This window comes from Amycolatopsis anabasis (assembly GCF_009765355.1).
GTDB lineage: Bacteria > Actinomycetota > Actinomycetes > Mycobacteriales > Pseudonocardiaceae > Amycolatopsis > Amycolatopsis anabasis.
Genome location: NZ_VTHK01000009.1, coordinates 168,094 through 191,478 on the forward strand (window position 1 = coordinate 168,094; position 23,385 = coordinate 191,478).

Below are 23,385 nucleotides of genomic sequence, written 5' to 3' on the forward strand. Positions count from 1 at the left end.
GTGGTCACCCGTGCCCGAACTGCACCGCAACGAGAGCGTGTTCACCTGGGCAGCACCGCCGCTGAAGTTCGGCGCCGGGGCCCTGGACGAGCTCGGAGCCGAGGTCGCCGCCCGGCAGGCGAAGTCGTGCCTGATCCTCACCGACCCCGGCGTCCGCCGGACCGGGATCCCGGACCGCGCGCTCGACTCGGTCCGCGCCGCCGGCGTGAAGAGCGAGATCTTCGACGGCGTGGGCGTCGAGCCCACCGACGCGAGCATCGACGAGGCCGTGAGCTTTGCCCGGCAACAGGACTGGGACTGCTTCGTCGCCATCGGCGGTGGCTCCGCGATCGACACCGCCAAGGCCGTCAACCTGCTCACCACCCACCCCGGTGAGCTCCTGGACTTCGTCACCCCGCCGATCGGCGCGGGCAAGGCGCCGTGGCTGCCGCTCAAGCCGCTGATCGCCGTGCCGACGACCGCGGGGACCGGCTCGGAGTCCACCACCATCTGCGTGGTCGACCTGCTCGGCCTGCACCTCAAGGCCGGGGTGAGCCATCCGGCGCTGCGGCCGTCGCTGGCCGTGGTCGACCCGCGGACCACGGTCACCCTGCCGCCCGCGGTGACCGCGGCCAGCGGGATGGACGTGCTCTCGCACGCGCTGGAGAGCTACACCAGCGTGGCCTTCGACGCGAAACCCGCGCCGGAGGACCCGATGCGCCGCCCCGCGTTCTGCGGATCGAACCCGATCAGCGACGTGTGGTGCGAGATGGCGCTGTCGCTGGTCGGCAAGCACCTGCGCACTGCCGTCCTCAATGGACGCGACCTGACCGCGCGGACGCAGATGGCCTTGGCTTCCACCTACGCGGGCACCGGATTCGGCAACGCGGGCACCCACCTCCCGCACGCCAACGCGTACCCGATCGCGGGCGCGGTCCAGGACTACCGGGCCGACGGCTACCCCGAGATGCCCATGGTGCCGCACGGCCAGGCGGTGTCGGCCACCGCGGCGGCGGTGTTCCGCTGGACCTACCCCGCCGCCCCCGAGCGGCACCTGCACGCGGCCCACCTGCTGTCGGGCGGGCAGACCTTCACCGCGACCGACGGGGCCGAGGCCCTGCCGCACGTGCTCGGCGAGCTGATGGCCGACATCGAGATGCCGAAGGGGCTGCACGCCTTCGGCTACGGTGAATCCGACATCGGCACGCTCGTGGACGGCACGCTCAAGCAGACCCGCCAGCTCGCCGTCGTGCCCCGCCCGGTCACCCGCGCGGCGCTCGAAGACATCTTCCGCCGCTCCCTGTGAAGGCAACGGAGTTATCAATGGAGACAACTCCTTCCCGACCTGGTGAGGGCACCAGGGCCACCTCCGACGTCCGCCTCGTCGTGGCGTCCAGCGTCTTCGGCACGACCGTCGAGTGGTACGACTTCTTCCTCTACGGCACGGCCGCGGGCATCGTGTTCAACAAGCTCTACTTCGCCGGCGACGATCCGCTCGTCGCCACCGTCCTGTCGTTCGCGACCTTCGCGCTGGGCTTCCTCGCCCGGCCGGTGGGCGGCTTCCTGTTCGGCCACATCGGCGACCGGGTCGGCCGCAAGAAGACCCTCGTGGCGACGATGCTCATCATGGGCGTCGCGACCTGCCTCATCGGCCTGCTGCCCGACTACGAGACGATCGGCCCGGCCGCGCCGATCCTGCTCGTGGTGCTCCGGCTGGCCCAGGGCGTCGCCGTCGGCGGCGAATGGGGTGGCGCGGTGCTCATGGCGACCGAGTACGCGCCGGCCGGGAAACGGGGGCTCTACGGGAGCTTCCCGCAGATCGGGCTCGCCCTCGGGCTCACGCTCGGCACCGGGGTGCTGGCGGCGCTCAACGCCCTCACGACGGAAGCGGCGTTCCTCGCCTGGGGCTGGCGCATCGGGTTCCTGCTGTCCGCGGTGCTCGTGGTGGTCGGCCTCCTGATCCGGGTGAAGATCATGGAGACACCGGCCTTCCGAGTCATGACCGAGCAGGAGGGCAACGCGACGGTCCCGGCGCTCGAACTGGTCCGCGACCCGATTTCCCGGCGGCATCTGCTCCTCGGTATGGGCAGCAGGCTGACCGAGGGCGTGGCCTTCAACGCCTGGGCCGTGTTCGTGATCTCCTACGGCAGCGGAACCCTGCGGCTGGACCGGCAGTTCCTGCTGGTGGGCGTGATGACCGCCGCGGCGGTGATGGTCGTGTTCATCCCGGTCTTCGGCCGGGTGTCGGACCGGGTCGGCCGTCGCCGCGCGTTCTCGGTCGGCGCCGTGACGACGCTGGTGCTGGCGATACCCGTGCTGGCCGCGCTGCACGCGGGCAACCCGCTGCTGATCACCGTGTCGCTCGTCGCCGTGCTGGGCATCAGTTACCCGCTGATGTACGGGCCGCAGGCGGCCTTCTACGCCGAGCTGTTCCCGGTTTCCCGGCGCTGCACCGGAATCTCGGTCGTCTACCAGCTTTCCGGCGTGGTGGCCTCCGGGCTCACCCCGTTGGTCCTGGCCTACCTGGCCGGCCGCACCGGTATCAACGGCGTGCTGGTCTACCTCGCGGTGACCACCGCGATCAGCGTGGTGTGCACCCTCGCCATCCGCGAACGCGACCTGTTCGCCGACGACGTCCCCGCCGAGGTGACCGCGGCCGCCGTCAGCCCCGGAAAAGCCTGATCGGGATCCACGGGTGGTGGGTGCAGGCCCGCACCCACCACCCGTTCCGTACTGGCGCCGGATCAGGCGAGATCCGCGCCCGGGGCGTTCCGCAGCTGTGGCCTTGGCGTGTCCGGAGGCGCCTCGGCCGCCGGGGGAGTGCCGCGGCGGCGGCGCACCTCGTAGCCCAGCAGGATCAGGACGAGGGTCACCGCGCTGAGCCAGAACTGCGATCGCGTACCCGGCAGCATCGCCATCGCCCCGATGACCAGCGCCATCAACGCGATCGTCGCATAACTCAGCCAGGGGAACAGCCACATCTTCAGCCCCAGCTTGCCGGGGTCGTCACGTTGCAGCCGCCGGCGCAGGGTGACCTGGGCCAGCGCGATCGCCAGGTAGACGAACAGCGCGACGGCGCCGTAGGAGTTCACCAGGAACTGGAAGATCAGGTCCGGTGAGGTGTAGGCGGCGATGACCGAGACGTAGCCGACGACCGTGCCGGCGAGGATGGCGCGGCGGGGGACACCGCTGCGGGACAGGCGGGTGAACGCGCGGGGCGCGTCGCCGTGGTGGGTCAGCGCGAACAGCATCCGGGACGAGGTGTAGAGCGCCGAGTTCAAACAGGACAGGACCGCGGTGAGCACGATGCCGTTCATGATGGTCGACACCGCCGGGATGCCCAGCACGTCGAGCACCGCGGCGTACGGGCTGACCGCGGTTTCGGGCGAGTTCCAGGCCTTGATCGTCACGACCACGAACACCGATCCCACGTAGAACAGCACGACCCGGAAGATGATCGACCGCATCGCCCGCGCGATGGCCCGCTTCGGCTCGGCCGACTCGGCCGCGGCGATGGTGACGATCTCCGCTCCGGTGTAGAAACCGATGCACGGCACGACGGCGGCGAGCACCGCGCCGATGCCCAGCGGGGCGAACCCGCCGTGGGACACCAGGTTCGACACCCCGCCGTGCGACCCCGGCCAGAAGCCGAGCAAGTACAGCCCGCCGAGTACGAGGAACACGATGATCGCGACGACCTTGATCGAGGAGAACCAGTACTCGAATTCGCCGTAGGAGCGGGCCGAAACCAGGTTGGTGCCGGTCAGCAGCACCAGCAGGCCCAGGCTGAGCACCCACAGCGGGACACCGGGCAGCCACAGTTGCAGGATCCGCCCGCCCGCCACGGCTTCGACGGCGACCACGATGACGAAGAAGTACCAGTACATCCAGCCCACCGCGAAGCCGGCGCGGTTGCCCATCGCCTCCCTGGCGTAGACGTAGAACGAGCCGAGCGCGGGCTTCGCCACCGTCATCTCGGCCAGCATCCGCATGATGAGCACGGTGATCAGACCGGCGATCAGGAACGAGACCACCGCGGCCGGACCGGTCGAGGAAATCACCACACCGCTGCCGACGAACAACCCGGCGCCGATGACGCCGCCGAGGGCGATGAGGTTCATGTGCCGCTGCTTGAGACCCGGTTTCAGCCCGCTGGGCCGGGCGGGATCGGACGACCGACTCACGTCTCCTCCTTGCCGCGGCGCCGCTGGTGCGGGACCGCAGGGAGCTTCGATTTGTGGTTCCCGTCACCGTAGGTACTGCCTGGGCCCGATACGAGAGCCAGTTTCGCCGTGGCCGACAGGTCCAGATGGCGTGGCGTGCGTGGCCGGACGACAAAAACGGGTGGGGCCGCCGACGTTCGGCGACCCCACCCGGTGAGTCCACTATGGATTCAGGGCTGCACGGCCTTCTCGACGTCGGTGAGCATCGCGTCGACGCCGTGCAGCAACTCGGTGAGTGCCGCCTCATCGGCCACGAGCGGTGGCGAGATCATGAGCATCGTGGCGCCGCGGTCGTCGCCGCGCAGGAGCACGCCGGTGCGGCGGAACGCCTCGGGCAGTACCTCGCGCAGGACCTTGAGCGATTCGGCTTCGGTCAGCTCCCGGCCGCTGCGGTGATCGGCCGTCAGCTCGATCGCGTAGAAGAACCCGGTCCCGCGGACGTCCTTGACACAGCGGTGGGCGTCCTTGAGCGACCGCAGGGCGGCGGACAGTCGTGGTCCCTCGGCCCGCACGTGGTCGAGCACGCGCTCGTCGCGCAGGGCGGTCAGGTTCGCCACCGCCGCGGCGGTGGCGACCGGGTGCCCGCCCCAGGTGGCGCCGTGCGTGAAGACACCGCCCTTCGGCGAGTCGTAGAGCTCGGTGGCCAGCCGCTCACGCACGATCAGCCCGCCGAGCGGCGCGTACCCGGAGGTCGAGCCCTTGGCGAAGGTGATCATGTCCGGGACGACGCCGGTCAGGCCATGGCCGAACCAGTGCCCGAGCCTGCCGAACGAGCAGATCACCTCGTCGGAGACCAGCAGGATGCCGTACTTGTCGCACAGCGCCCGCACCGCCTGCCAGTACCCGTCCGGCGGCACCAGCGCGCCCCGGCCGTTCTGCACCGGCTCGGCGAACAGCGCCGCGACCGTCTCCGGCCCCTCCTCGAGGATGACGTCCTCGATCGCCTTGACGCAGTCCAGTGCTTCGGCGGGCCCGCAATCGCCGACCAGGCCCAGGGTGTTCGGCACGTGCCGAACACCGGGGAGCAGCGGGCCGAACGGGTCCTTGATCTTCGGCAGGCCGGTCACCGACAAGGCGCCCAGGGTGGTGCCGTGGTACGCCAGGTCGCGGGCGATGATCTTCGTCCGCTCCGGCTGCCCCTGGCTGCGGTGGTACTGGCGGGCGAACTTCAGGGCCGACTCGACGGCTTCGGAGCCGGAGTTGACGAAGAACGTGGTGCCCAGGTCGCCCGGGGCGCGCTCGGCGATGAGCGTGGCCGCCTCGATGGCCGGGTTGTGCGCCGAACCCCAGTTGCTGGCGTAGGCGAGGGTGCCCACCTGATCGGCGACGGCCTTCGCGACGTCGGCGCGCCCGTGCCCGAGGTTGACGCAGAACAGCCCGGCGAGCCCGTCGAGGTGGCGGCGGCCTTCGGTGTCGACGAGGTGGCAGCCTTCGCCGCGCACGAACACCGGGAAATCGCCGGCCCAGGTGTCCTTGCGAGTGAAATGCGGCCCGAGATGCCGGCGAGCCTGCGCTCGCAACTGGGTGACGTCCACCGGAGACCTCCTTCAAGGCGCGAGTGTGTGGTTCGACTCTCGCAATCCGGCCCGGCCCCGGCCCAGCACCAGAGACGTGCGTTCCGACGGGTCCAGATGGGGCCGGGGTCAGCGGTCGAGAAGTTCCTCGCAAGCCCGGCCCAGCAGGCGGATGCCCGGATCGATCGCCCGGGGCGGGATCGCCGCGAAACCCACCCGGAAGTGATTGCGGGGCGGATCGTCGCCGAGGAAGAAGATGTCGCCGCCCTCGATGAGGACGCCATGCCGTTCCGCGCGTTCCACCAGGCGGCGGCAGTCCAGCGCGGGCGGCGCGGTCACCCACAGACTCACCCCGCCCGGCGGGTACGGGTTCTGCGGCCACGGCAGATGCTCCGCGACCGCCGCGCACGTCGCTTCCCACTTGCGCATCAGCTTCGTGCGGTAGCGGCGCAGGGAACTCTGGTACTGGCCGCTGTCGATGAGCAGGGCCAGCGCGCGCTGCAGGTGCCCTGGCGGGTGACGCAGCACGTAACGGCGGATCTCGCGCAACTCCCGGACCAGCTCGCGCGGGGCGGCCAGGTACCCCAGCCGCAGCCCGGGCGAGAGGAACTTCGAGAACGTGCCGAGGTACACGACGTCTCCGGAGCCGTCGAGGGCCTTCAGCGCCGGGGTCGGGCTGCCGCGGTAGCGGAACTCGCTGTCGTAGTCGTCTTCGACGACCACGGTGCCGGCCGCCGCGGCCAGTTCCAGCAGCCGGCGGCGACGGCCGATGCTCAGGGTGACATTCGTCGGGTGGTGGTGGCTGGGGGTGAGGTACAGCAGGTCGACGCCGGCGAGGTCGTCCGGTGGGCGCAGCCCGCGCTGGTCGACGTCCAGCCCGCGCACCCCGGCGCCGCTGCGCAGGAAGATGTGCCGCGCGTCGAGGTAGCCCGGGTTCTCCATCGCCACGACCTGCTCGGGCCCCAGCAGCGCACGTCCGAGCAGATCGAGGCCCTGCTGCGAGCCGACGGTGATGAGCACCTCTTCGGGGTCGGCCTCGATCCCGCGGGCGGTGAGCAGGTGCCGGCACACCATGTCGACCAGCATCGGATCGTCGGAGCCGACGCTGTCCTGCAGGGCCGGGAAGACGTGCGGCCGGTACAGCGCGTCGCGCAGGCAGCGGGCCCACGACCGGGCCGGGAACGCGCTGACGTCCATCTGGCCCGCCACGAACGGGTAGGGATAGGTGTGCCAGTCGGCACGCTTCTCGACGTGCGGCACGTCCGCGTCCGGGTACCGGCGCACCCGGACCCGCCAGTCGATCCGCGGCTGGGTACGCCGTTCCTGCACCTCGCAGTGCGACCGCATCTCCGCGTTGACGAACAGGCCGCTGCGTTCGCGGCTCTCCAGGAACCCTTCGGCCACCAGTTCCTGGTAGGCGAGGTTGATCGTGTTGCGCGAGATGCCGAGTTCGGCCGACAGTTCCCGTGAGCTGGGCAACCGGTGCCCCGGGGCGAACGTGCCGACCGCGATGCCGTGCTCGACGGCCCGCCGCACCTGGCGGTACAGCGGCTCCGGCGACGACCGATCGATTTCGATCAGGGTACGGGGCACCGGCTGCTCCTCGCCGAAGGTCCGGGGGCGACCGAACATAACCCGCCCGGGGCGCCGGTGGCCAGCCGCCGAAACCTATTTGGACGATCATTCAGGGCGGTGCGCCGCGGCCATCGTCCGGACAAGCGGGGCGACCTGCTCGGCCATGGCGTGGTAACCGGCGTCGCTGGGGTGCAGCCGGTCTCCGCTGTCGTAGGCGGGAGCGAGCCGGTCCGGGTCCCCGGGAGCGGCCAGTGCCCGGTCGAGGTCGACCACCGCGTCGTACTCGCCCGAGGTGCGGATCCAGTGGTTCACCTCGTCGCGTACCCGCTCCCCGCGTTCGCTGTAGTAGAACGCGCCCTTGTACGGCAACAGGGTCGCACCGATCACCTTGATGCCGCGGGCCCGTGCCTGCCGGATCAGCTCGCGGTGTCCCGCGATCAGTTCGGCGGCGGTCACTTCTGGATTCGGGGAGCAGGGGAAGTTCTGGATCTCGCTGAAACCGATGTCGTTGATGCCTTCGAGCACGACGACGGTACCCACTCGTGGCTGGCCCAGCGCGTCGCGTGCGAACCGGGTCAGCGCTTTCTCGCCGACGCAATCGTTGAGCACCCGGTTTCCGCTGATGCCCGCGTTGAGAACTGGGCGCGCCTTTCCGCCCGCGGCGAGGAGTTCGGCCAGTTCGTCCGGGTACCGGTTGTTCGCGTCCGTTGTGGACGCGGTGCCGTCGGTGATGGAATTGCCGAAAGCCACTACCGCGTCCCGTTCGGCGGGAACGCCGGTGACTTCCACCCCGGCGAGGTAGTACCAGGACAGGGTGGTCTCGGTGAACGCGGTGCCGCCCGGGTCGGCCCGGTGGTCACCGGTGGCGCGATAGCTGGTGGCCCGGGCGTCCGCGTGAAAAGTCGCCGGTCCGGTCGGCTGGGCGAAATACGTTGTCACGGTCACCGACTCCAGCTGCTCGACGCGCAACGGCGCCGCGTCACTGACCACCTCGCCCCGGGCCGGGATGACGACCGAGGGTGATTGCCCGAAAGTCAAAGGCATCAAGGAATCCGGTCGCACGGACGCGCCTCCTGCGGACAGCGCGACGGTGGCACCGGCCACCGTCAGTGGCGCGGCCCCGTAGTGGTTGCTCAGCCGGATCCGCGTCGCCGCCCCGCCGTGGGAGACCCGGACGACCTGGCGCACGGTCTGGTTGGTGAAGCCCTCCCGCGACCAGTTCGGGATGAATCCGCCGCTGGCCTGCATCATCGAGGCCGACCAGGTACCCGACCAGTCGGTCGCCGCCGCGGGCCCTGGCCGGGCATCGGCGATGCCCGGACCGGCCAGCAGACCGGCGACCGTGACAATACCGAGCAGCAGAGCGGGAAACCGTTTATGCGTCCTTATCCCCATTTGTTATGACCTCCCGCAACGTTTTTTATTGCCTGCCGTAATGGCGAAGCAATCGCATGGGGTCTGGTGTGGCTCCAAGCGCGTCGAACCGATTTCACATCAGTAATGTCAGAAACGCTAGCACGCCGATAATTACGTTAGGTACACGCTGAACGGCGCAAATTTGTTCCCCGGTTCGGGTGCGGCGCCGTCGGTCAGCGGTAGGATTCCCGGGGGAATCGGGCGCCGGACCAGAATCCCAGCACGTCGTGGTTGAACTCCGGCGGTCGTTCCCAATTCGCGGAGTGCCCGGCCCTGCGGTAGATCAGCGTGCCGGCGTCCGGCAGATGGGCGGCGATCATCCGCAGGATCGGGGGTGGCAGGTAGAGGTCGGCGTCGCCGGTCATGAGCAAGGTTCGCACGGAGAGGGTTTCCAGCCGGGGCCAGTCGATCGGCTCGGACAGGTTCTGGCCCGGCACCGGGTGCCCGCCCAGCGAGCGTTGGGAAATCTCCCGCCACTTCCGGGTGCCCTCTTCGTTGGCCGCGCGGTAGTGCGGGCTCAGTTCCAGGAAGTCGTGTGGCATGTTCTCGAAGCCCGGTGGCCGCAGCAGCCCGGTGATCCGCAGGTATTCCGGGTCGGAGATGCCCATGAAACTGCTCAGGATGACCAGGCTGAGCAGTCGTCGGGGGTGCAGCAGCGCGTAGTCGGTCGCGTAGTATCCGCCCAGCGCCGCGCCGAGCAGGTGGAACCGCCGCAACCCGAGATGCTCGACCAGGGCGTGCAGGTCCGCGGCGCCCACCCCCGGGTCGCCCGGTTCCGGGGGAGTGGAGTTGTAGTGGCCGCGTCGCGAGTACGCGATCACCCGGTAACCGGCGCGGGCGAACACCGGTTGCTGGTACGGCCACGACAGGGCGCTTCCGCTGCCCGGGTGCACGAGCACGACCGCGGGGCCGGCGCCACCGGTGTCCCAGAACCACAGCCGCCCGCCGGGTACGTCCAGGAAGCCTTCCCCGCACGGAACCTGGGCTGGAATCGGCTCGGGCGCCAACGAGTGGCACCTCGCGGACTCAGGTGCGTCCGCCGAACCGGTTGCGGCCATCGCCGAGCCGGGGGCGGCGAGTGCGGCGGCGGCCGTGGAAGCCAGAACGGTACGTCTGGCCACCTGCCCGCCGGTGGTCGCTGCGCGTGTCATGTGGAGGTTCCCTAGGGGCGTGGTTGGTCGTCGCGGTGGCACCGGTTACCCCGAACAAGCCCCCGGCGCAGGAGCTGCGGATGCGGCCCTGTTGATCTATGAGAATGCACCCATGTTGTTGCGAATGTCAACACCTGCAGAACCGCGACGAGCTGCCTGGGGTTGCCGCATGGGACTGTCCTATGAGGACGCTGCGCCGAGCGGGTCGCCGGGTTGCGGCTCGCCCCGCCCAAGACACCCGCCGACGTCCGGCGGCGGCTGGTGACAAGAAGTGCGGTCTCGTCTTCATGGGCGGTCGGTGACCGCTTTGCTCCGGCGTCGGTTGCCCAGAACGGTCAGGCCGAGGCTGGACAGGAACACCGCCGGCATCACGCAGACCAGCACCGTGTTGGTCGTGGCTCCTGCCGCGGTCAGCACGTCGACGTGGGCGACGACCAGGACCAGCGCGGTGGTGAGCAGGGCCGTGGCCAGGGCGGCGGTGGCCAGCACAGCGGGGGATCTCCGGCCGGCGCGTCCGCTGGCGAGGAACGCCCCCGCCGAGGCTGCGACGAGCACCTGCAATCCCAGCACGCCGATCACCCCCGGGGTGTTGACCCACAGCAGGAGGTGCCGGTAGGGGTCGGCGCCCGCCGCGGCGAAGGCCAGCACGACCGCCAGTGCCAGCGCGCATTGCAGCAGTCCCGCGACATACGGCGAGCGGTGCCGGGGATGCAGCCTGCCGAGCGGACGCGGCAGGATCCGGTCGCGGGACAGCGCGTACACGTAGCGGTTGACCGCGTTGTGGAAGGCGAGCTGGGTGGCGTAGACGCTGGTGATGATCAGGATTCGCATCAGGGTGGTGGCCCAGGGGCCGAGGTAGCGGTCGGTGGCGAGGAAGAACAGGTCGGCGGTGTGCTCTCCGGCCACGGCCACCGCCGCGCTCTCGCCGAAGGCCTGCACCACGGCCCAGACGATGAACGCGTACAGCACGGCCATGAACGCGACCGCGAGGTAGGTCGCCCGCGGGATGCTGCGTTCCGGATCGCGGGCTTCCTCCCGGTAGAGCACGGTCGATTCGAAGCCCATGAAGGCGGCGAAGCTGATCGCCAGCACCCCGGCCATTCCCGGGGTGGACACGGCCTCCGGGGTGAACGAACCGGCGCCGAGCCCGTCCGCGCCGCCCCGCACCACCACCGCGACGGCCAGCGCCACCAGCAGCCCGGTTTCGGCGATCAGCAGGACTCCGAGCACGTGTGCGCCGACGTCGATCCCGCGGTAGCCCAGGCCGAGCACGGCCAGCACCGCGACGGCCGCGATGAGCGGCCAGGGCACGTCCCAGCCGAGCAGGTCGCGCAGGGTCGCCTGCGCCTGGGTGGCGAACAGCCCGAACACGCCGATCTGCAGGGCGTTGTAGGCGACCAGCGCACTGACTCCCGCGGCCACGCCGGTGGCGCGGCCGAGGCCGCGGCTGATGTAGGAGTAGAAGGCGCCCGCGTCGGTGACATGCCGCGTCATGGGCAGGAAGGCGGCGGCGAACACGGACAGCACGGCGCCCGCGGCCAGATAGCCCACCGGTGCGCCGATCCCGCCGAGCAGGATGGCCAGCGGCGCCACGCCCACCATCACGGTGAGCGGCGCGGCGGCCGAGACCACGAGGAACACGATCCCGCCGGTGCCGAGCGCGTCGCGTTTGAGCTCGGGCCGCGCCGGGCCGGTCATCGGAGAGCCTCGATCAGTTCGGTGGCGGCTCGGCGGCCGCTGTCGATCGCGCCGTCGATGAAACCGGGCCAGCGCAGGGCGGTGTGCGCGCCGCCGAAGTGCACCAGGCCTTCCGGGCGGCCCAGTTCCCTTTCGTAGCGGGAGATCTGGCCCGCGCGGAACGTGGTCCAGGTGCCCCGGGACCATTCGTCGTCGACCCAGCGGTGGGTGGCGGTGTGCAGCACCTCGGCGCCGGGGGCGAACTCGCGCACCGCCCGCCGCACGTCCGCGGGGTCGTCGCCGTCCACCCGGTCGTGCTCGGGGGCGAAGCAGACGAGCAGCACCCCTTCGGCGGTGGTGCGCATCGCGCCGACGTAGTCGAAGGCGGTGCGCCAGCCGTAGCCGGAGAGGTCCTCGGGCACCCCGCGCGCCAGCGCCCAGATCTTCTGGCCCTGCCCCGCGTGGTTCTCCCGGGAGATCTCCCGTTTCGGCGCGGAGAGGGCGGGCAGGAACTCCAGCCGCCGCAACGTCCCCAGCGGCACCGTGACCAGGACGCGCCGCGCGCGGTCGACGCCGCCGCCGTGCCGGACCAGGACACCGCCGCCGCCCTGCTCGACGACCGACACCGGGCAGCCGAGCCGGATCGTGGCGGAGCCGTCGGCGGCGATGGCCCGCGCGAGCGAGCGGGTGCCGTCGGTGAAGGTGTGTCCGAGCACGCTGGCCCGGATCATTCCCCACACCGAGTTCCCCATGGCGGCCAGCCAGCGCAGGATGTCCAGCGCGGACCCGGTGTCGGCGCGGGCGTTGCCGCACCCGCAGAACCAGGAGACCACGAGGTCCCGGACCGTGCCGGTGAGCCCTGCCCGCCTGGCCCAGTCCTCGATCGGGATGTCGAGGTCGGCCAGCCCCTGGCAGGACAGCGGGCGGTCGAGGTCCAGCCGCGCCCCCGCGGCCAGCAGCGCGCGCAGGCCGTGCTCCAGCGAGTCGAGCGCGGTGGCGGGCACCGGCAGCAGGCTGTCCAGGACGCGGCCGCCGTCGGACCAGGTCATCCTGCCGGGCAGCGCGCTGGCCTCGACGGCGATGCCGTACCGGGCGACCTCGCTGAACACCGCGGTCTGCTCCGGGACGATCCAGGTGCCGCCCATCTCCAGGCCGATGCCGGGGAAGAGGTCCTCGCGGTACCAGGTGCGGCCGCCGATCCGGTCCCTGGCCTCCAGCACCAGCACCCGGTGCCCGGCCAGGCTCAGGTCGCGGGCGGCGGTCAGGCCGGAGAACCCCGCCCCGACCACGATGACGTCGTAGCCGTCCTGCATCACGTTCTCCTTCAGCGATTTCCGGAAAGAGTCGAATGGGTTATCTGTCCATTCAGGACAGTCAGGGCGATGGGCGCCTCGGCGAGCTCGTCGGCGGGCGCCCGCAGCGGATCGACGGTGAAGGCGGTGAGGTCGGCGCGCCGGCCGGGCCGGATCCGGCCGGCGACCGCGGACTCGCCGGCCGCCTCGGCGGCGTGCGTGGTCATCCCCGCCAGCGCCATCAGCGCGGTGAGGGCCTGCCCGGGTAGCACCGGTTCGATCTCGGGGCTGCCCGCGGGGCGGCGCAGCCGGGCTCCGGCGAGCACTCGTCTCGGGTCGAAGGACGCGATCGGCCAGTCCGATCCGAGGACCAGGGTGGCCCCGGCGTCGGCGAGGTCGCGGCACCGCCAGGCCCTGCCCGCGCGCGGGGCGCCGAGCCGCCGGGACCAGTTGTCACCGCCGTCGGCCCTGCTGTAGTGGGCGTGGGTGGGCTGCATCGAGGCCACCACGCCCAGTTCGGCGAAGCGGCGCAGCTGGCCGTCCGGCACGGTCTCGAGGTGCTCGACCCGGTGCCGGGCACCGGTATCCGGCAGTCCGGCCACCGTGTCCAGCACATGCCGGACGGCGGCGTCCCCGATGGCGTGGGTCGCGGTCGGCACGCCGTGCGCGGCGAAAAACCGGACCGCGGCGGAGAATTCCGCCGGATCCGGCCAGAACGACCGGGTGGAGGCGCCCCGGGTGTCCGGTTCCTCCAGCCAGGCCGTCCCGCCGTCGATCGTGCCGTCGAGGAAGAGCTTGACCCCGCCGACCCGCCACAACTCGCCGTGCTGCCGCTGCGCCCGGAGCAGCTCCTGCCAGCCCGGCTCGCCGTCGCCGGGCATGCACCACGGGGCGAACCGCAGCCGCACCGGCAACTCGCCCGCCGCGTCCAGGTCACCGACCAGCTCGATCCCGTCGCCGTCCATCACGTGCCCACCGGTCAGACCGGCCGCCGCCATCTCCCGGAGCAACCGCCGCAGCCGCGCCCGGCGGCGCGCCTCCGGCTCGGCCGGGATGACCAGGCGCACCAGGTCCATCGCCTCGTGCTCGAGCAGATGACCGGTGGGCCGCCCCGCCGGATCGCAGGCGATGCTGGCGCCCTGCCCGAACTCGCGCGGGCCGTCGACCCCGGCCAGCCGCAGCGCGGCGGAACCGGCCAGCGCCGAGTGGGCGTCGGCGAAGGTCAGGAAGGCGGGGACCTCGCCCGCCGCCTCGTCCACCACGCGCGCGGTGACCGGGTCCTCGCCGAACACGTTCGGGTCCAGGTTCCAGCCGAGGATCCAGTCACCCGGACCCGCCCGCCGCCGTTCCGCGGCGATCCGATCGCGCAACCCGCGCAGGTCGCGCACTCCGCCCAGGTCGGCTCCCGCTGTCGTCTCCAGCCCCAGCACCGGGTGCAGGTGGCCGTCGACGAGGCCGGGCGTGAGGGTCGCACCCGCCAGGTCGACCGTGGCGGTGCGCGGTCCGCGCAACCAGCGCAGCTCGTGGTCGTCGCCGACGGCGAGGATCGTGCCGTCGCGCACGGCGACGGCCTTCGCGACGGGGTGGGCGGGGTCGAGGGTGCGCACCAGGCCGCCGTGCAGCAGCAGGTCCGCGGTTCGCTGCTCGGGGAGATGCATGTCGGGGAGGTGCATGAGCGGGTAGTCTCCGCATGGTCAACGTGATAGTCAACACCGTGACTATGGGAGGGATGATGGCCGCCACCCGCCGCCGCAGGCCGCGGAACAGCCTGAACCAGCAGGTGATCGTCGACGCGGCGTTCGCCATCGTGGACCGGGGCGGGATCGAGGCGCTGACCTTCGCCGCGCTCGGTCGTGCGCTCGGCGCGCACCCGACCGCGATCTACCGGCACTTCCGGGACAAGGACGAGCTCCTGCTCGCGATCACCGACGCGTTGCAGGCCCAGTCCCAGGAGAACGGCCTGGTCACCACCGACGACTGGCGGGCCGACCTCCGCCAGGGCGCGCTCGACCTGCACGCGGCCTACCTGCGGCATCCCCGGCTCGCGCAGCTCGCCGCCCGGACCGCGCGCAGGCCGCACGAATTCCGCGCCGTGGAGCACATCCTGTCCTGCCTGCGCCGGGCCGGTTTCGACGAAGAAGCCGCCGCCCGCCACTACCGCGCGTTCGGGGACTTCGTGCTGGCGCACTCCAGCCTGGACGCCGCACTGGCCGCGCTCGAACCGCGCGTGCGCGAGGCCGACCTCGCGGCCTGGGACGGCCAGTACCGCAGGCTGTCCGCGCAGGACTACCCGAACATCGCCGCGGTGGCCCGGTACCTGCCCGAGCTGGACGATCCCGGCAACTTCACGTTCGCGCTGGACCTGATGATCGAGGCGATCGCCCGCCGGGCAACCGGCCAGGAGGGCGGTTCTCCGGGCTGACCCGCCCTTCGACGTCCATGCCGTCAGGTTGCGGATGGGCGGAGATCGCCGCCTGGGATACTCGCTCGACAGCACGCGGCGACCCTCGAAACAATGCGTCGCCAGGGGAACCAGGGAGCAGGGGGGACATGACCAAACACATCGCGTTCAACGCCGTTCCGTCGGCCGGACACGTCATTCCGACCTTGCCGCTCGTGCGGGAGCTGACCCGTCGCGGTCACCGGGTCAGCTACGCCACCGGGGCCGAGTTCGCGTCGGCGATCGAGGCCGCCGGCGCGACGCCGGTCGCGCTGGACTGGAACCCGCCGCCGATCAGGGTGTCCAAGGGCGGGCAGACCACCGCGGACCTGGCCGAGATGCTGCTGGGCAGCGTCCACTCCGTTCGCCGGGTGCTGCCGGCCACCCAGCGGTGGCTCACGGCCGACCGGCCCGACCTGATCTGCTACGACGTGCTGACCGCGCTGGGCGGCATGCTCGCGCACAAGTTCGGCCTGCGCGCGGTCGCCACCGTGCCCACCTTCGCCGGCAACGACGAGTTCGACTTCACCCAGATGCTGGCTCCGCGGGACTTCGACCCGAGCCATCCGACCATGCTCGAGTACTTCGCCGAGGCCGGCAAACTGGCCCAGGACTTCGACTTGTCCCCCGACATCATGGCTCGTCCTGGCACGTACGCCGAACTCAATCTGGTGTTCATCCCGCGCGAGTTCCAGATCCGGGGCGAGACGTTCGGCGACGCCTTCCACTTCATCGGGCCCTCGTTCGGCAACCGGGACGACGAAGACTGGGCGCCGCCCGCCGACGGCCGGCCGCTGCTGTTCGTCTCGCTCGGCACCACGTTCAACGACCGGCCGGACTTCTTCGCCTCGTGCGCCGAGGCTTTCCGCGGTACCGACTGGCAGGTGGCGATGGCCTTGGGCCACCAGGTCGATCCGGCGCAACTGGGCGAGATTCCGGCCAACGTCGAAGTCCGGCAGTACATCCCGCAGGCTGCTGTCCTCAGGCATGCGACGGTTTTCCTGTCGCACGCCGGCATGGGATCCGTCATGGAGTCGCTGATGCGGCAGGTGCCGCTGGTGGTCTACCCGCAGACCCCGGAGCAGACCGCCAACGCACACCGCGTCGAGGAACTCGGCCTGGGCAGGCAGTTGGACGTCACCCGTGACCCGGACCCCGGCGAGCTGCGCCGCACGGTCGAGGAAGTCGCCGCCGATCAGGGCATCCGTGCCAACGTGGTAACCATGGCCGAACACATCCGGGCCACCGGCGGCCCGGCGGCCGGCGCCGACGCGATCGAGGCCCTGCTGGCCTGAGCCCGCAGCCGGGGAGTGGCCACGGCCAGCGCAGACCTTGATCGACATGCGCCCTGGTTTCGCGAGTGTGGTCCTCGATTGGTTCCCGCCTCCGCATCACGTCGGCGTAGGCGTCGAGGCGGTGGCGGAACTCCGTGGCGTCGACTTCCGCACCGATGTCGAATCGCTGATCAGCGCGGCGACCCCGGAGAACGCCGCGCCCCGGATCGTGCACAACTACCCGTCCTTGATGCCCTCGCGAAAACCCAGAGTATTCCGAGAAGTACTTCGGCAAGTGAAGCCCGCCATTTCACCACAGTGAGCCTTTCTCAGTAGGGCTTCTCGGGTGGTGCTCGGCGTGCTCGATGCGGCGTGGGGGAACCTTGCCTTCCCGCGTGCACCGAAGGTCGCATTGATGCTCGCCTCCTCCCGGAACGGGGAACTCGGGCTACCGAAACGGGGAACACACCCGACCGGAACGGGGAACTCGCGGCAGTAGACCCCCCACCTGCCGCGAGTCCCCCGTTTCGGACGTGCGAGTCCCCCGTTTCGGTACACCGAGTTCCCCATTTCGGTAGGTGCTCTCGACATCCCGGGCACCCCACGAGCACGGCACCACGCCACACACCGAGAACCCAGAAAACCTCAATGCGGCTTTAGTCAAGTTGCCACTCAGGTACCAAAGCATCTCCGCTGGTAAAAGCATGTTTTGAGCGCGTCAAGCACGTCAGAGTGGAGTGGTTCACCTGATCGTGTAGTGGCTACCCTGGTAGCACCTTGACCCAGTGAACCGGGGGAAGTGCCCGTGCCGAGCAACCGCCCCAATCAAGCCCTCGCTTCGGCTTTGGCGGAGCTGGGGTGGTCGCCGCGGACTTTGGCGCGGCGGATCAACCGCACGTTCGGCACCGGAACCGTAGCCGAGTCGGTCCCGTACCACTGGCGCGATTCCGGCGGAGTGCCTCGGCCGCCTTTGCCGACTTACGTCGCGTGGGTGCTGACCCAGGAACTCGGTCGTCCGGTTACGGTCGCCGAGCTGTGGCAGGGCCGTGCCGCTGACTCCCCGGTCACGTTGCCCGCCGACGTCGAGGTGGATCGGGCCTGGTCGCAAGCAGGAACGCTCGGGCTGCTTGATGACTGGATCACCGCAGGCTTGCTTGACCGGCGTGTGTTTCTCGGTGTGTCCGGCAGCGCGCTGAGATCCATCGCGGCTGGCTACCTTTCGGCTGAATCAGGTGCGCTAACCGCCGCGCTCGAAGGCGATCGGGTCAGCGCCCCGTTGCTCGAACAGATCGAACAGAGCATTCCGCATCTGCAACGCCTGGATGACGCCGCTGGCGGTGGCGCCCATCTGAACTACGTCGGAGCACAGTTCCGCGCCGTTGCGCTGCTGCTCCGTCAAGGCAGCCACTCGCCTGGAGTGGAGCACAGGCTGTACACAGCCCTCGCTGAGATCGGCCAACTCGCCGGCTGGATGGCCTTCGACGGTGGCAAGCCCGGCCTCGCTCAGCGCTACTTCTTCACCGCACTCAAGGCCGCGCACGCGGCCAACTACCGCGCGATGGCGGCTCATGTGCTCGCCGACTTGGCGTTCCAGGCAGCGACCGTGGAGAACCCGGGCGACGCTGTGGAACTAGGTGAGATGGCCGACCACGCCGCGCATTCGACGCCTTCCGGAGTCCGTGCTTCCGTTCGAACGCGCCTCGCCTATGCCTACGCCGTCGCTGTCCGTCTCGACTCGTTCGACCGGGCTTACCGGTCTGCGATCGATGTGCTCGGTAGCGACGGCGGAGGCGAAAATCCCGCCTGGATGTACTACCTGACGCCAAACCACCTGGACACGCAAGCCGGTTATGCCCTCGTGCACGCCGGGACGCTGGCGAGCGATGACCGAAATCAGTCCGCGGCGGCCCCGCTGCTGCGTCGCGGGGAGAGACTGCTGCGCGACGGTGCCCATGCTGTTTCTCCCGATCATCCCTCGCAGCGCCGCGCTCTTTTCGAAGGGGCGTGGCTGACCGTCGCCACGACTTATCAGGGCAACCATGAGAAAGCTTGGCAGTTCGGGCAGGTCGCGCTCACGAGAACGCAGAATGTGCACTCAGTCCGCAGTCTGAGCGTGCTCTCGCGGCTGGGATCCCGCTTGCGGCGCGCACAGCGCAACGAGTATGCGCGCAGCCTGTCCGCCATGTTGGATCGCGCGTTGCCCCGCGTCGCAGGAACCAAACGGTGACAGCACCACCGAACGTCCTGGTAATCGGTGCAGGAATTATCGGACTGACCACGGCGGTGACGCTTGCCGAAGCCGGGCATCACGTCCTGGTGCGCACCGCCGAACCCCCGCAAAACACGACCTCCGCCGTCGCCGGGGCGCTTTGGGGACCTTGGATGGTCGAACCTCGCGATCGAGTGTTGCCGTGGGCGAGTCAAACGCTGGACGTTCTGCGTGACCTCGCCGCCGAGCCAGACACCGGAGTTCGGCTCGCCACGGTGAGAGAAGTCGCCCGTGCCGATCATCCGTCGCCGGACTGGGTGCACCTGCTCACCGACCGCAAGCCGTGCGCACCTCATGAATTACCTGCTGGCTACAGCTTCGGACATAGCTACCGCGCGCCGTTAGTCGACATGCCAGCACATCTCGACTACCTCCTCACCAGGCTGCGCGCAGCAGGCGTCGAACTTGAGTCCGGTCGAATCGCCTCGCTGGCGGACGCCGCGGAGCAGGCTCGCCTGGTGGTGAACTGCGCGGGCATGGGTGCCAGGAGCCTGACTGGTGATGACCAGCTTCGTCCAGTGCAGGGCCACCATCTCGTTGTCTCCAATCCTGGCCTGACCGACGTCCTCGAAGCTGACACCGGTTCGTCCCCCGACCTCATCGCGATCTATCCCCACGGCGATCACGTTGTCCTCGGCGGCACCGCCTACGAGGACGCCTGGGACAGGACTTCGGATGCCGCTGTGGCCGAAGCGATCTTCACTCGATGCCTCCACCTGGAGCCCCGCCTCAGAGGAGCTGAATTCCTCGCCCACAGCGTCGGCTTGCGACCGACAAGGCCCTCGATCCGGATCGAGCCTGAGCGCCTGCCGGGCGGATCCACGGTGATCCACAACTACGGCCACGGCGGAGCGGGCGTGAGCGTCGCCTGGGGTTGCGCGGCCACCGTTGCTTTCCTCGCCGCTGCTTCCAACAGATAGCGCCGTATTCGACAATTTCGACGCGTCGTTCCCCTCCTCGCCGTCGCCGACCCGCAGTTGGCTATCGGCAGAGGCAAAAGGAGGGACACGCGTGAAACCGCCCCGCAACTGCACCAGGCAGATCGCCCTGGACAGGAACCGCTCGGAGCGGATCAGCGCGCGCATGATGAGCCGTCGCTATGCCGGTGACGCCCTGTGCCACTTGTACTTCGCTGTCCAGGTCGACGACCGCGCGTGGGAGTACCTGACTCCGGCGTGCCAGTACGACACGCTCTACCCGCACCGCCATCCGCGGGACATGTTGTCCGAGCATGACGAGCTCTGCCCCGCCTCGCTGTTCGACGTCTGCCCGGGTTGTGCGCGGTGGGCCCGCCACAACCGGCATTCGATCTTGATCCGGGGATTGGTGCCGCTATGAGTTGGAAGAAGGATGCGCACGGCACGGTCGAGACCGACGAAGGTGACGTGTTCACCGATGAGGACGACGAGTGATGCCCCGCGTCATTGACTGGAATGCGGAAGCACGGCGGCGTGCCGCGCTGTTGGCCGACCAGCAGCAGCAACCGCAGGTACAGCGGAGGGCCAGGCGATGGCTGCGCGACCATGGCTTCAAAGAGGACGGCACCCCCAAGAACACGCTGAAGGTGACCGAGGTTAAACCGCGCAAGGCCACTATCTGCCGCTGGTACGACCACGAAGCCAAGCGATGTGACTGCTACAAGCCAGGCGGTCCTCGGTACCGCTCGACCCCATCGGGTTAACCCGGACGCGCTGACGTCCCCCTGAGCCCCAGTCGGCGCGGAGCCCATCTCCCAAATGGCTCGCCGCGCCGACTGGGCCGTCGGTTTGCCCAGCAACCTGCGCCCTAGGCGCTCGCCGCTGTTCTAGGCGAAGAATCCGGCACAGGCGAGTCCGCCAAGCTGGCCCGTTACAGTTGCAAATGTTCCCCTGGTTCGCTCGACTCACCGCGTTCGTCTCGCTACGGTCAGCGCTTGGGAGATGGGTTCAATCGAGCCGGGGGAGATATGGGGCGCAGTATGCCGCCCGAGTTCAGCGACGACCGCGAGATCGCGGTCACCCGATCTGTGCTCGGGTCGGAAATGATCGAAGACGATGACGCCCCGACCGTGCTTTATTTGCCGACGGCTGCCCCTGTCACCGGAGATGAAGTGGCCTTCGTTCTACGTGACCTGGATGACGGCTCTCGGGCATTGCTCGTCTACTCCTCCTTGGAACGCCTGGTCGAGGGCTGCGGGGACGAACAGCCGTGGCTCAGCATCCGCGCCGAGACTCTGTCCGAGTTCCAGTACCTCGCGGAAGCCGACGTTGTGCTTTGGGATCCGGTGCTTGCTCCCGCCATCCGGCAGTACGGCAACTACGACACGGAGGATCTGTGAGCGGGGGATACCACGCCGAACCGGCGACGCTGAGCGCAGTAGCAAAGATCCTGCATGGTGCGGGCGACAACCTCGGGCAGGTTGAGGCGCCGCCGGGAGAGATCAAAGCCGGATTGCCCAGCGCGGCAATCGCAGCGGTGATCGGTCACCTCTCCGAGCAGGCCAACACGTTGGTTGCGGGATTGGAATCCGCGGGCGAGGCCGTGAAAGCCAGCCGAACCGAGTACGAGGCGAACGAGCACTGGGCCGCCCAGTACGTGCCCAAGCCGGGACCAAAACCACAGTAGCGAGGGGAAACGGATGAGCTTGGACACGTGGGTTGAGGCCGACCCGGTAAGCATGAGAGCCACGGTCGGATGGATGCGTTCGGCCGGTGGGCGAGTGGACGCGACGGTCGGGCAAGTCAGCTCCGCTCGCACCACATCGCTCGACGGATGGGACGGCTCTGCCTCCGACTCGTTCCGCAGCTCGATGGGCGACCTTGGCCCGAAGGTCGACGCATTGCGGGGCGGATTCGGCGGCGCGGCCAATGCGATCGACATGCACGCCAACGACATCGACACGGTGAAGTCGCGAATGCAGCAAGCGCGCGATATCGCCACCGCCGCCGGATTGACCGTCACAGAACGGGAGATTCTCGACCCTGGGCCACCGCCGCCGGAGCCAGGCCCGATTTCGCACAACGAGCCTGAATCGCCCGCGCAGGCCGGTTCCCGGGCGAGAGCCGAGAAAGCCTGGAGCGACTGGGTGGACAAGGCGAAGGCGTATGCCGATGCGTCCGCCGTCGTCATCGAGGCCCGCAAGATGGAGAACGATTCACAGAGCCTGCTCCTCTCCTACTTGGGCAATGTCGCCGACAAGTGGCATATCAACTCCGCCGACTTCGTCACCGGCCTGAGCGCTGGCTACCTCGCACGCCAGAGCACTTGGAAAGCCAGCGCGGCCAAATACACGGCCGTGGCCGACGAGTTGGCGGGACTGTCCAGAGACGCCACGCGAGGTGCAACGCAGCAGGCCAGTGACCTGTTCGCCTCACTGATCGACCGAGCCAAGGCGAAAGTTGCCGCCGACCAAGCAGCCGCCAGCCGAATCGGGGGCTGGCTGGACAAGCTTCCCGGTGGTGCGAAGAAGGCCCTGACGACCGAGCTCGGCCGGTTCATCCCACAAAACGCGAAGTACCTTCGTACTGGCACTGCGGTCATCAAGAAGGTTCCGGTTGTCGGCACCGCATTGACCGGCATGAGCGTTGGCCTCGATGTTGCTCAAGGCAAGGACGTAACTACGAGCATCGTGTCCAACGGCACGGGCTTGCTCGCCGGTGCCTGGGCAGGTGCCGGTGTCGGCGCGGCCTTCGGCGGCCCGGTGGGCGCGGTGGCAGGATTCCTGGTTTCGACGGGTACCGGGTGGGCGATCGAGGAATTCATGAGCCCAGACAGCCAGCGAGCGCTCGACCTGCTCAACAGCCCGGAGGTCCAGGAGAAACTACCCTGGTACCTGCGCAACCCTCTGAAGTGAGGACGGAGACCCGCTCGTGAGCCCGGCCGACCTACCACCGATTCCCGATCCGCACTCGGGCGAGCCCAGGCCGCCGCGCGCTCCGGTCGAAAACCCCGACAAGGAACCAGAGGCGAAGCAGCCGTTCCAGTCCCGCAAAGTCCTCAAGGGGCCAACTGGCGGCGGCCCCGCTCTGGAGTGGCACTACGGCGATCGCTCTATGCAGCGCTGGATGTCCGGAATACTCGTCGCAGTGTGCTTGATCTTCGCGACCCTGAAGTGGGGCGGGCTCGGCTGGATGAGTGTGTGGTGGCTCTGGCTGATTCTCGCGGGCATCGGGCTATTGGGGTGGATCCTTCCGCAAGGGCACAAGATCGCGGCCGGATCCGACTGGCTGAACACCCGAGGTGGGATCGTCAGGATCTACGAACTCACCGAGATCAAGGTGACCGTGAACGCCGCAGGCGGCTACGGTATAGAACTTCGAGACCGTTCCGGCGGCGAAGCCGACACGTCGCTGGACTTCATGCACAGCAACCGTGATCTCTGGGATCTGGTGTACAACGGCATCCGCCACTCTGTCGCTTCGGGTGCGTCAACAAACGCGATGGCCCGAAGCAAACTCAAACTCGGAAACACCGGCTCAATACGCGAACACTCCGACTGAAACAAACGACCTGATCGAGGGACGTGTTGCTCTCCGGACAACGCATAACCTCGACATCGACCGAGTCGGGGCGGTCAAACCCCCGGCGCAGATCCAC

19 protein-coding genes are annotated in these 23,385 nt (G+C 69.3%); 11 read left to right on the top strand and 8 right to left on the bottom strand.

The genetic code is table 11. The annotated features are described in order from the left end of the window. The first annotated feature begins 10 nt into the window (after positions 1–10). Both FXO23_RS14585 and FXO23_RS14590 read left to right on the top strand, forming a co-directional pair. Entirely contained in the window at positions 11–1,285 is a 1,275-nt protein-coding gene (locus tag FXO23_RS14585; RefSeq protein ID WP_158884998.1) for a hydroxyacid-oxoacid transhydrogenase, read from the top strand. Positions 1,286–1,302: 17 nt separating this feature from the next. Further along, positions 1,303–2,661 (top strand): MFS transporter, encoded by a 1,359-nt coding sequence (locus FXO23_RS14590; protein WP_158885000.1) that lies wholly within the window; start codon positions 1,303–1,305, stop codon positions 2,659–2,661. Positions 2,662–2,723: 62 nt separating this feature from the next. Here the strand turns inward: FXO23_RS14590 and FXO23_RS14595 are convergent, their stop codons facing one another. From FXO23_RS14595 to FXO23_RS14630, 8 genes are all read right to left on the bottom strand, one after another. Then, positions 2,724–4,100: an amino acid permease gene (locus FXO23_RS14595; RefSeq protein WP_158885215.1), complete on the bottom strand. Its 1,377-nt coding sequence runs from the start codon at positions 4,098–4,100 to the stop codon at positions 2,724–2,726. A gap of 272 nt (positions 4,101–4,372) precedes the next feature. After that, a complete protein-coding gene (locus FXO23_RS14600; protein ID WP_158885002.1) occupies positions 4,373–5,737 on the bottom strand; it encodes an aspartate aminotransferase family protein in 1,365 nt (454 codons plus the stop codon). Positions 5,738–5,845: 108 nt separating this feature from the next. Then, positions 5,846–7,309, bottom strand: a complete 1,464-nt coding sequence (pdxR, locus tag FXO23_RS14605) for a MocR-like pyridoxine biosynthesis transcription factor PdxR (RefSeq protein ID WP_158885004.1) — start codon at positions 7,307–7,309, stop codon at positions 5,846–5,848. Positions 7,310–7,396: 87 nt separating this feature from the next. Then, positions 7,397–8,686 (bottom strand): SGNH/GDSL hydrolase family protein, encoded by a 1,290-nt coding sequence (locus tag FXO23_RS14610; protein WP_158885006.1) that lies wholly within the window; start codon positions 8,684–8,686, stop codon positions 7,397–7,399. Positions 8,687–8,880: 194 nt separating this feature from the next. After that, positions 8,881–9,858 carry an alpha/beta fold hydrolase gene (locus tag FXO23_RS14615; protein WP_246257241.1) on the bottom strand — a complete coding sequence of 326 codons (978 nt, stop codon included), beginning with the start codon at positions 9,856–9,858 and terminating at the stop codon, positions 8,881–8,883. A gap of 285 nt (positions 9,859–10,143) precedes the next feature. Further along, positions 10,144–11,556, bottom strand: a complete 1,413-nt coding sequence (locus FXO23_RS14620; protein ID WP_158885008.1) for an APC family permease — start codon at positions 11,554–11,556, stop codon at positions 10,144–10,146. Next, positions 11,553–12,848: a flavin monoamine oxidase family protein gene (locus tag FXO23_RS14625; protein WP_158885010.1), complete on the bottom strand. Its 1,296-nt coding sequence runs from the start codon at positions 12,846–12,848 to the stop codon at positions 11,553–11,555. The genes FXO23_RS14620 and FXO23_RS14625 overlap by 4 nt, the downstream gene beginning before the upstream one ends. Positions 12,849–12,859: 11 nt before the next feature. Beyond that, positions 12,860–14,500, bottom strand: a complete 1,641-nt coding sequence (locus FXO23_RS14630) for an amidohydrolase (RefSeq protein WP_246257242.1) — start codon at positions 14,498–14,500, stop codon at positions 12,860–12,862. Positions 14,501–14,547: 47 nt separating this feature from the next. Between FXO23_RS14630 and FXO23_RS14635 the strand changes: the two genes are divergently transcribed. The 9 genes from FXO23_RS14635 to FXO23_RS14675 all read left to right on the top strand — a co-directional run bounded on the left by FXO23_RS14635 (position 14,548) and on the right by FXO23_RS14675 (position 23,288). Continuing rightward, entirely contained in the window at positions 14,548–15,249 is a 702-nt protein-coding gene (locus tag FXO23_RS14635; RefSeq protein ID WP_246257264.1) for a TetR/AcrR family transcriptional regulator, read from the top strand. Between the two features lie 128 nt (positions 15,250–15,377). Next, entirely contained in the window at positions 15,378–16,562 is a 1,185-nt protein-coding gene (locus tag FXO23_RS14640; RefSeq protein WP_158885011.1) for a macrolide family glycosyltransferase, read from the top strand. Between the two features lie 784 nt (positions 16,563–17,346). Continuing rightward, entirely contained in the window at positions 17,347–18,768 is a 1,422-nt protein-coding gene (locus FXO23_RS14645; protein WP_425484863.1) for an NsdA family TPR-like regulatory protein, read from the top strand. Beyond that, on the top strand, positions 18,765–19,730 hold the full coding sequence (locus tag FXO23_RS14650; RefSeq protein WP_158885015.1) for an FAD-dependent oxidoreductase: 966 nt from the start codon (positions 18,765–18,767) through the stop codon (positions 19,728–19,730). The genes FXO23_RS14645 and FXO23_RS14650 overlap by 4 nt, the downstream gene beginning before the upstream one ends. Positions 19,731–19,821: 91 nt before the next feature. Next, positions 19,822–20,148, top strand: a complete 327-nt coding sequence (locus FXO23_RS14655) for a hypothetical protein (protein WP_158885017.1) — start codon at positions 19,822–19,824, stop codon at positions 20,146–20,148. 619 nt (positions 20,149–20,767) lie between these two features. Beyond that, positions 20,768–21,127 (top strand): SAV_915 family protein, encoded by a 360-nt coding sequence (locus FXO23_RS14660; protein ID WP_158885019.1) that lies wholly within the window; start codon positions 20,768–20,770, stop codon positions 21,125–21,127. After that, complete coding sequence (locus tag FXO23_RS14665; RefSeq protein WP_158885021.1) at positions 21,124–21,414, top strand: hypothetical protein; 291 nt, start codon at positions 21,124–21,126, stop codon at positions 21,412–21,414. The genes FXO23_RS14660 and FXO23_RS14665 overlap by 4 nt, the downstream gene beginning before the upstream one ends. A gap of 94 nt (positions 21,415–21,508) precedes the next feature. Beyond that, a complete protein-coding gene (locus FXO23_RS14670) occupies positions 21,509–22,642 on the top strand; it encodes a hypothetical protein (RefSeq protein ID WP_158885023.1) in 1,134 nt (377 codons plus the stop codon). A gap of 16 nt (positions 22,643–22,658) precedes the next feature. Then, positions 22,659–23,288, top strand: a complete 630-nt coding sequence (locus FXO23_RS14675; RefSeq protein ID WP_158885025.1) for a hypothetical protein — start codon at positions 22,659–22,661, stop codon at positions 23,286–23,288. The last annotated feature ends 97 nt before the right edge of the window (positions 23,289–23,385 follow it).

Coding starts and splice junctions, on each gene's coding strand:
- FXO23_RS14625 (WP_158885010.1), bottom strand. CDS start 12,848: ATGCAGGACGGCTACGACGTCATCGTGGTCGGGGCGGGGTTCTCCGGC.
- FXO23_RS14610 (WP_158885006.1), bottom strand. CDS start 8,686: ATGGGGATAAGGACGCATAAACGGTTTCCCGCTCTGCTGCTCGGTATT.
- FXO23_RS14635 (WP_246257264.1), top strand. CDS start 14,548: ATGGGAGGGATGATGGCCGCCACCCGCCGCCGCAGGCCGCGGAACAGC.
- FXO23_RS14590 (WP_158885000.1), top strand. CDS start 1,303: ATGGAGACAACTCCTTCCCGACCTGGTGAGGGCACCAGGGCCACCTCC.
- FXO23_RS14630 (WP_246257242.1), bottom strand. CDS start 14,500: ATGCACCTCCCCGACATGCATCTCCCCGAGCAGCGAACCGCGGACCTG.
- FXO23_RS14620 (WP_158885008.1), bottom strand. CDS start 11,556: ATGACCGGCCCGGCGCGGCCCGAGCTCAAACGCGACGCGCTCGGCACC.
- FXO23_RS14660 (WP_158885019.1), top strand. CDS start 20,768: ATGCCGCCCGAGTTCAGCGACGACCGCGAGATCGCGGTCACCCGATCT.
- FXO23_RS14640 (WP_158885011.1), top strand. CDS start 15,378: ATGACCAAACACATCGCGTTCAACGCCGTTCCGTCGGCCGGACACGTC.
- FXO23_RS14595 (WP_158885215.1), bottom strand. CDS start 4,100: ATGAACCTCATCGCCCTCGGCGGCGTCATCGGCGCCGGGTTGTTCGTC.
- FXO23_RS14615 (WP_246257241.1), bottom strand. CDS start 9,858: ATGACACGCGCAGCGACCACCGGCGGGCAGGTGGCCAGACGTACCGTT.